Source organism: Pseudoalteromonas sp. HM-SA03, assembly GCF_002289345.1.
In the GTDB taxonomy this organism is placed as follows: domain Bacteria; phylum Pseudomonadota; class Gammaproteobacteria; order Enterobacterales; family Alteromonadaceae; genus Pseudoalteromonas.
Window position 1 is genome coordinate 155,674 of sequence record NZ_NSDG01000052.1, and the last position, 8,324, is coordinate 163,997.

At 43.4% G+C, this 8,324-nt stretch carries 7 protein-coding genes; 5 read left to right on the top strand and 2 right to left on the bottom strand.

All coding sequences use genetic code 11. The annotated features are described in order from the left end of the window. Nucleotide 1: 1 nt before the first annotated feature. Genes CKO50_RS11415 through CKO50_RS11430 form a run of 4 tightly spaced genes read left to right on the top strand, consistent with a single transcriptional unit; the run spans nucleotide 2 to nucleotide 3,047 of the window. Nucleotides 2-574 carry a redoxin family protein gene (locus CKO50_RS11415; protein ID WP_095728243.1) on the top strand — a complete coding sequence of 191 codons (573 nt, stop codon included), beginning with the start codon at nucleotides 2-4 and terminating at the stop codon, nucleotides 572-574. After that, on the top strand, nucleotides 571-1,035 hold the full coding sequence (locus tag CKO50_RS11420) for a cytochrome c-type biogenesis protein (protein WP_095728244.1): 465 nt from the start codon (nucleotides 571-573) through the stop codon (nucleotides 1,033-1,035). The genes CKO50_RS11415 and CKO50_RS11420 overlap by 4 nt, the downstream gene beginning before the upstream one ends. After that, nucleotides 1,032-2,315: a c-type cytochrome biogenesis protein CcmI gene (ccmI, locus tag CKO50_RS11425; RefSeq protein WP_095728245.1), complete on the top strand. Its 1,284-nt coding sequence runs from the start codon at nucleotides 1,032-1,034 to the stop codon at nucleotides 2,313-2,315. The genes CKO50_RS11420 and ccmI overlap by 4 nt, the downstream gene beginning before the upstream one ends. Continuing rightward, nucleotides 2,316-3,047 carry a VacJ family lipoprotein gene (locus CKO50_RS11430; RefSeq protein WP_095728246.1) on the top strand — a complete coding sequence of 244 codons (732 nt, stop codon included), beginning with the start codon at nucleotides 2,316-2,318 and terminating at the stop codon, nucleotides 3,045-3,047. Between the two features lie 45 nt (nucleotides 3,048-3,092). Here the strand turns inward: CKO50_RS11430 and CKO50_RS11435 are convergent, their stop codons facing one another. Then, on the bottom strand, nucleotides 3,093-4,808 hold the full coding sequence (locus tag CKO50_RS11435) for a TonB-dependent copper receptor (RefSeq protein WP_255229615.1): 1,716 nt from the start codon (nucleotides 4,806-4,808) through the stop codon (nucleotides 3,093-3,095). 387 nt (nucleotides 4,809-5,195) lie between these two features. Beyond that, a complete protein-coding gene (locus CKO50_RS11440; RefSeq protein WP_095728247.1) occupies nucleotides 5,196-6,416 on the bottom strand; it encodes an EAL and HDOD domain-containing protein in 1,221 nt (406 codons plus the stop codon). A 318-nt stretch (nucleotides 6,417-6,734) separates the two neighbouring features. Between CKO50_RS11440 and putP the strand changes: the two genes are divergently transcribed. Then, nucleotides 6,735-8,216, top strand: coding sequence for a sodium/proline symporter PutP (gene putP, locus CKO50_RS11445; RefSeq protein WP_095728248.1), 1,482 nt, complete (start codon nucleotides 6,735-6,737; stop codon nucleotides 8,214-8,216). The last annotated feature ends 108 nt before the right edge of the window (nucleotides 8,217-8,324 follow it).

Below are 8,324 nucleotides of genomic sequence, written 5' to 3' on the forward strand. Positions count from 1 at the left end.
CATGAACCGCAAGTTATTAGGTTTAGTGCCTTTTTTGATATTTATTTTCCTTTGTGTGTTTTTGTACCAAGGACTATTTGGTAATCCAAGAGAACTTCAGACAGGCCGTTTAGGACACACTATGCCTGAGTTTTCTTTACCCGATCTAATGGATAGTGATAAAACTTGGACCGCCGACTCGCTTAAGGGTGAAGTCTACTTGATGAACGTATGGGGCACTTGGTGCCCAACGTGTATCGCTGAGCTAGGTTATTTAACTGAGCTTAGAGAGCGTGGCGTGAAAATAATAGGCCTGTATTACGAGCAGGCTTATGACCCTGATTTTGGCGACCAGTTTGATATCAATGCACTAAGACAAGATGTCAATAACATGCTGAGTCGTGCTGGTAACCCATACCAATTTAACATTCTTGATTTGGAGCGTACATTAGCACTGGATCTAGGTGTTTCAGGCGCGCCAGAGACTTTTTTGGTAGATAAGCAAGGTAAGATTTTGTTGCATCATACTGGCGACATCAATGAACGCGTGTGGCGCACTAAGTTTGCGGCAATCTATCAGGAGTTGGCGCAATGAAATATGTAATTGTTTTGATTTTAATGATGATTACTGCAGCGGCGCAAGCAACGGAAGACAAATATAATTTTGCTACAGCGGAACGTGAGCAGACTTTCCGAGAACTGACACATGAGCTACGTTGCCCTAAATGCCAGAACCAAAACATTGCAGATTCAGATGCCGTCGTAGCCAAAGATCTGCGTGATAAAGTCATCGCATTGGTTAATGAAGGTCAGTCTAAGCAAGAGGTCATTGATTATATGATCGACCGCTATGGCTATTTTGTTCATTATCAACCACCTGTTACGCCTGCAACGATCGTGCTTTGGGTACTGCCAGTGGCAATCATTATTTTAGGCTTCGGCTTTATTGTATTTCGTCAAAAACGCGCTGCGAAAAAGCAAGACTGGAATGCCGCTGACGAACAAAAGCTAGCTGAGCTTATTAATCAATATCAACGTCAGGAGCGTGAGCAGTGAGCGAATTCTCGACAGATTTAACCCAGATGTGGTTTTTGTTTCTTCTGCTGGGCGTCTTTGCCGGTCTCTTTGTGGTTTTTCCGTTTATAAAAAAGGAAAAGCGCGTCACGGTTGATCACGATGCGAACGCCGAGCGTATCGATATTTTTCATCAGCGTTTGGAAGAGTTAAAAGAAGAGCTTGCTAATCAGCGTATCGAAAAAGACAGTTATAATGAATCTGTGGTTGAACTCAAGCGTCGCTTATTGAACGAGTTATCGCCTGAACAATCATTGAGGAGTCGTGGTGACAACCGTGTATTAGCGCTGACAGGTATTGCTTTTATGGTGCTGGTGACAGGTGTCTTTTATTACTACACGGGTAGCCACAGGCAAATAACGAGCTGGCATGAAGCCGTTGAAAAGTTACCTGAATATGGTGAGCGTGCAGTAATGCAATCTGGAGAGCCGCTAAATGCCAACGAGCTACAAGCATTTGCGCTGGGGCTAAGAACTAAACTAGCAACCGCTGGCGATGATGCAGTTGCATGGATGTTACTTGGTCGTGTTGCAATGTCACTTAGTGACTTTGAGATGGCGATGCAGGCATTTGATAAAGCACTCGTGATGCAACCTAATAACAATAATGTTCTGGTGAATTATAGCCAAGCATTATTGATAGAGGGCTCAGAGCCAAGTATGAATCGCGCGGCAAAAATGTTATCAAAAGTGCTAAAGAATGATCCGACTAATATTGATGCGATAAGCCTGCTGGCGTTAATTGCCTATGAACGTCAAGATTGGAAAGAGTCAAAAGCCGCTTTCGAAGTCTTGTTGTCACAGTTAACCAAAGATGATCCGCGTTATGAGATGATCGCAGGGCGGATTGCTGAAATTGAGCAAAAATTGGGTCAACAAACAGATGAACCAGTGGTTGCCAAAGCTGGTATTGTCGCTACTGTAACCATTTCAGCTGAGTTACGGAATAACATTCCAAAGGACAGCACTTTGTTCGTTTTTGCAAAAGCAGCTGAAGGTCCTGCCATGCCATTGGCGGTGGCCAAAATTACAAACTTTAACTTGCCAATGATGGTAAACCTAGATGATAGTATGGCAATGATGCCTGAATTAACCTTGTCGAAATTTTCTCAAGTTACGGTCACTGCGCGTATTTCTAATGATGGTTCAGTAATGCCTTCAGATGGAGAACTTGAGGGTGTTTCAAGCGTAATTGAACTTCAACAAGGTGAAAATCAGCTCAATGTCGAGATTAGTCGTGTCTTAACAAATACAGGGAAATAAATGCTTAAAGCTGTGCTCACAGGCTTACTTGCGTTGACCATTGTCGGTTGTGCGCAAGTACCCGAAGAGAAAAAGGATCCACGAGATCCATATCAATCACTTAACCGCCCACTCTATGATTTCAACATGGATGTGTTGGATGCCTATATTTTGCGTCCTGTTGCAAAAGGGTATGTCGCGGTGACTCCCGCTCCTGTACGCAGTAGTGTTGTCAATTTCACCACCAACATCGCCGCGCCGACCGATGCGGTAAACGCGGCACTGCAGGGCAAGCCTGATCATATGGCAATCAATGTTGCTCGCTTTTTAGTTAATTCTACGGTCGGTATTTTTGGCTTGTTTGATGTTGCGAACACACTTGGGCTTGAGCTTAAAGACGAAGATTTTGGCCAAACTCTGGGAGTTTGGGGTGTTGGCGATGGTGCGTATATTATGCTCCCAGGTATGGGACCGACGACCGCGAGAAACTTAACGGGTGATGTAGTCGATAACTTTGTTTTGCCAGAAATTGCACTCACAACGCCACAAACAATATTAGTGTTTGCGCTGCGTGCGGTTGAAGCAAGAGCGGCTTTGATGTCACAAGAAAAACTGCTAAATGAGTCGCTTGATCCATACACTTTCTTGAAAGATGTCTATTATCAACGCCAGTTGTACGAGCTATTCGATGGCAATCCGCCAATGGAAGAAGAGCCGGATGATTTTGATGAGAACTTTTTAGAGAACTTGTAAAACAAGGTCGGCAATCGCCGACCTTTTGGTTATCTGAGTATACGGTTAAAAGCGCCAGTTGAGGTTTGCCCAAAGCGTCCTCCTCGGCTCATTGACTCGATCAATTTGGTCAAAGCCACTTACCGCGGTGCCGGAACGACTTAAATGCTCGGCATAGGTTTTATCGAGCACATTGTCTACTCCTGCACTGAGCTGTAATGCATCGCTATATTGATAATTGGTATTGAGTGAAAGCGTGCCAAACCCTGCCGTCTCAGTGATGTCCTGCCCTGCAATATTCCCTTGTCCAATCGCTACTCTGTGTTGATGTTGTACTAATCTTACTAATCCGCCTAGTTGCCACTTATCGCTTAATTGGTAATTGCTTGCAATACGCAGTTGTAGGGGCGGTTGCTGAGCTAATGCGAGATTGTCAGTAAGGTTATTACCCTTTACATAGTTGATACTACCAGTGAGTTGAAGTGCTTTGCTCGCTTGCCACATTACTTCACCCTCAAAACCGAAGGTTTCCGCGTCAATATTTCTGGTTACTTTTGACGTCATATTCATCTTTTTAAACATATTGTCGATTAATAAATAGTCGTCAATTTGGTTATAGAACACCGAGAAATTGACGTTAATGTCTTTGAACTGCTTTACCAATCCAGCATCTAATTGCACGGTCTTTTCAGTATCGACATTAAAGGCAGAAATAGACGTTTCACTTCCTCGGCTACCACCGACTACTTCCCAGTAATCGGGAAAGCGCTCTGTAACGCCGAAACCGACAAAATAGCTGCTGTTTTCAGACTGTGCTTGATAACGGCTAAATCCGCTGAATAACGTATCGTCTCGCGTTTGTAGGGCGGTTGGGTTTGGTTTCATAGACATCATTGCGTTTATCATGGTGCGATGATCTTCACTTTGCCAATCATCAATACGTAATCCGCTAACCCATTGGCTGGAGCGACTCAATTGATATTCGAACTCGGCAAATACACCGAGTTGTCTAAATTCAGCATCTATTTGGCGTGGTATCGTTTCTACCGGATTGTTGAATTGATCTCGGCTGACTCGATTGCGGTGCTCATTTGCTTGATAATCGACACCGTAAATAAAAGGATGTTGGGTATTGATTTCTGAAGTCAACGTAAGCTTTGCGCCATAAGTTTTACGGTCAGGGTTGGAGGAGGTTGGGGTTTTCATCATCATGTTAGCAACAAAAGGACGTAAGCTATGATTGTCCATGATGTGGTCAACGTAGTTATAGTATGCATTGAATGTTAACTCTTCAATCAGTGATGAAAGGGAAGATAATTTGATATTCAGGCCGATATTTTCTCGGTCGAAGAGGCTGCCATCCATCATGCGGTCGGCATAGGCAACTTCACCATCGCTTACCCCGTAAGTGATAGAGTAAAAGGCGTCATCGCTTGGGGTATAGGCAAACTCTGTGTCTATATTCCAGCGTTCATACGCTGAGTGAACTTTGGTGCCATTACCATCTTCATAATCATCTACATCACTGTAATTTGCTGCGACCCGGGCGTATCCGCGCTCATTACCAGCCTTGAGATCACTGTTTACACTGTGGCGGCCTTGGCTCGAAAGCACCGCATTGGCGAAACCGATTACTTCAGACTTAGCAAGACGTTCATTCTCACGCTCAAACACCACAGTCGCAGCACTGTTGCCTGGACCATACAGCACAGTTTGTGGGCCTTTGATGACTTTTAATGTATCGTAGGATTGTGGCGTAATATATGCTGTTGGCGGGTCCATGCGGCTACCACAACCACCAAGCGTTTGACCATTATTAGTGATAATGGCAATTCTANGCCATACCACGAAACACAGGGTCAGCGCTGGCACCGCCTTTTTTAATTAGTGAGAACCCTGTAATTGAAGAAAGTAAATCCGCGCCATCTTGTGAGGGTAATGGTTGGCGTACTGCTTTTGTATCCGTTGTTAGCGTAATTGGTGTTTGCATTGGCGCAATAACAATGATTTTTTCAATTTCATCAGCATGGATGATGGGGGATAAGGAAACAATAGCAAGAGAGAGTAAGGTGCGTTTCATAAGTTCACTTTGAAGTTGTTTTAGTGCACTTATTTTATCGCTATCAGGGGCTTAGCGGGATGCGACAGATTGTCGCATCCTTTGACTGGTTACTCTATCGCTTTTATTTGAGTGTCGCTCCAAATTTGCGATTTTTGATATAGCTCTGCGATACTTTGGCTGGTTACCCCAAGAGATTTTGACATGGTTTCAACGCTATCCCAGTCACCTTTCTCCATAGATTCAGCAAGGTCCAGATAAATACCAAAAGCACTCGGTTTTTTCAGTAGGGTTGATTTAATTTCTTGAGATAAGGGTAATTTCGCCAATAAACTGGCCATATCGTCATCGAGAATGGCGTCCATCAGTGACATCATACCAACCAAAAATGTGCTTCCAGTATCGGAGAGCTTATTGGCCTCGGTTGCTATTGCTTCCATAAAATGTGCACGCAATAATGAGAGCGAAAGCAGCTCTTTGGGCTTTTCAGTATTGAGCTGTGAAGCAAATAATAATGAGATCAGACGCTTAAGCTCTTCACTACCGAGGACAACCAAGGCTTGTTTAATCGTTGATATTTCTGCTCGGCGTTTAAATACGGCACTATTTGCATAACGAAGAAGTTTGTAGCTTAGGTTTACATCACGCTCAAAGACCTGTGTGATCCTAGCAAGATTGGGCTCAACGCTCGAAGTCTCATAAAGCAATTCAGCCATAGCTAACTCCGAAGGGGCTAGTGCTTTGGTTTTGACCATTTCGGGTTTGGCAAAAAAGAAGCCTTGAAAATATTTAAACCCAAGCGATTTGGCGAGTTCAAATTGCTCGTAGGTCTCTACTTTCTCAGCCACTAAATCTATATTAGGGAAATCTTGTATTGCCGCTTTAATGGCATGGATTTGCTCTAGATTAGTCGCCAACAAATCCACTTTTATCTGATCGATATAGGGGAAAAAATGGCGCCACACATTTTGGTGATGGTAATCGTCAAGTGCAAGCGTATAGCCTTGCTCTTTAAGCTCTTTTACACAGGCTAAGAGTCGTTTCCCCGGTTGTACCGTTTCTAATATTTCGACGACGACTTGCTCTGGCGCTAACATTTGCACATAGCCTTTTGCCAGTGTCTCTAGGGTGAAGTTAATGTAAGCAGGGCGTTGATTTGTGAGGTCATCAAGACCAAAGGTAAACTGGCTCCCTTCAACCAAGCGACTTGTTGCTTCATCACCGTCAATTTCGGGAAATACATTATTTAGGCCATCACGAAATAAAAGTTCGTATCCTATCAATTCCCTTTGGACATCAAAAATTGGCTGACGAGCCGCGTAAAAGTACATAGATACTACCGTCCAAACAAAATGCTATTGGCTTTAATATAAGGTAAAAGTGTAATCAGGTCACGCTGGGAAATTGAGTTTACAGAATATGGGTAAATAAAGAGTATAGGCTGAATGATAATTAACCAGTTGAATTAGGTACGAATAAAATACTGTTTTTATCAATGGTCGCAGGTGGTTGGGTGTAAGGTTTGTGCATGTTATAGTGGGTTCTTTATGTTTTTGGCTTTTATTCAAAGTGAGTTAGAAATCGAATAATTAAGTGATAGAAAAAGCTCACATTTGGAGAAGAGCCCAACTAACAATTAGGAGGCTAATTTGGAGATCGGTACGATAATCTCTCTCGCACTGTATTTTATAGCGATGTTGGGAATTGGGTTATACGCATTTAAAAAGTCGACCAGTGATGTGTCAGGCTACATGTTGGGCGGTCGTAGCTTACCACCAAGTGTAGCGGCGCTTTCAGCGGGCGCATCTGACATGAGTGGTTGGATCTTAATGGGTCTGCCGGGTGCCATGTTCCTTTATGGCTTTAGCAGTACATGGATTGCAATAGGTCTTGTGATCGGTGCTTGGCTTAACTATTTATTGGTTGCTCCGCGCCTGCGTGTTTACACAGAGTATGCAAATGACGCGATAACCATTCCTGACTATTTTGCAAATCGTTTCGAAGATAAAGGAAACGCGTTAAGAATAGCCTCAGCGTTAGTGATCATTGTTTTCTTCACCCTATATACCTCTTCTGGTGTGGTTGCTGGTGGTAAGCTGTTTGAAAGTTCATTTGGCATGAGCTATGAGAGTGGTTTATACATCACCACTGGCGTAGTTGTGCTTTATACTTTATTTGGCGGCTTTTTAGCGGTAAGTCTGACTGACTTTGTCCAAGGCTGCATCATGTTTATCGCTTTGATTTTAGTGCCTTTAGTTACCTTCTCATTACTCGATAATCCACTTTCTCAAACACTGAGCGAGTTAAATCCGTCGATGTTAACTTGGGTTGGTTCGGCTGGTGCAATAGGTATTATTTCTGCGATGTCTTGGGGTCTTGGCTACTTTGGTCAACCCCATATTATCGTGCGCTTTATGTCTGTTCGAAGTGTTAAAGATATGCCAACAGCGCGCCGTATAGGTATGAGCTGGATGATAGTCGCAGCTCTCGGTGCCGTGGGCACTGGTTTGTTTGGTGCTGCTTATGCACATGAGCATGGGATTGTTGTAGACGATGCTGAGACCATTTTCTTGATTTTATCTCAGTTATTGTTCCACCCATTGATTGCTGGTTTCTTACTCGCAGCAATTCTTGCAGCAATTATGAGTACTATTTCTTCGCAGTTGTTAGTGAGTTCGAGCTCGTTAACTGAAGACTTTTATAAGATATTCTTGAACAAAAATGCGTCGGATAAAGAACTGGTGCTTGTTGGTCGTATCAGTGTACTAGTTGTAGCGCTTGCTGCCATTTATCTTGCGTACGACAGAGATAGCTCGATTCTAGATCTTGTGAGTAACGCTTGGGCTGGTTTTGGTGCGGCATTTGGCCCGCTAGTACTGATAAGCTTATTTTGGTCTCGTATGAACTTTGCTGGAGCACTCGCCGGCATGGTATCTGGTGCGGTGACTGTGTTGGTATGGATCTACGGTCCGTTTACTTATAATGGTGAGCCGCTTAGTGCGACATTATACGAAATTGTCCCAGGATTTATTGTTGCGACAATTGCTATCTTTGCTGTTAGCCTACTGACCAAGGAACCAAGTAAAGAGATCACTACCTTATTTAATAAAGTAGAAAAAGCGCTTGATTAAAGTCGGTTGAAGCGGATAAAAAACGGAGCATTTGCTCCGCAGATTGATGATAAACCCCGCTTTTTTAAGCGGGGTTTATTTTTCCCAGTTGTTGGAGCAGTTTTCTCT

What these genes read in the sequence shown, in the direction of transcription:
- CKO50_RS11415 (WP_095728243.1), top strand. Translation starts at nt 2, where the DNA reads ATGAACCGCAAGTTATTAGGTTTAGTGCCTTTTTTGATATTTATTTTC.
- CKO50_RS11420 (WP_095728244.1), top strand. Translation starts at nt 571, where the DNA reads ATGAAATATGTAATTGTTTTGATTTTAATGATGATTACTGCAGCGGCG.
- CKO50_RS11430 (WP_095728246.1), top strand. Translation starts at nt 2,316, where the DNA reads ATGCTTAAAGCTGTGCTCACAGGCTTACTTGCGTTGACCATTGTCGGT.
- CKO50_RS11435 (WP_255229615.1), bottom strand. Translation starts at nt 4,808, where the DNA reads ATGGACCCGCCAACAGCATATATTACGCCACAATCCTACGATACATTA.
- CKO50_RS11440 (WP_095728247.1), bottom strand. Translation starts at nt 6,416, where the DNA reads ATGTACTTTTACGCGGCTCGTCAGCCAATTTTTGATGTCCAAAGGGAA.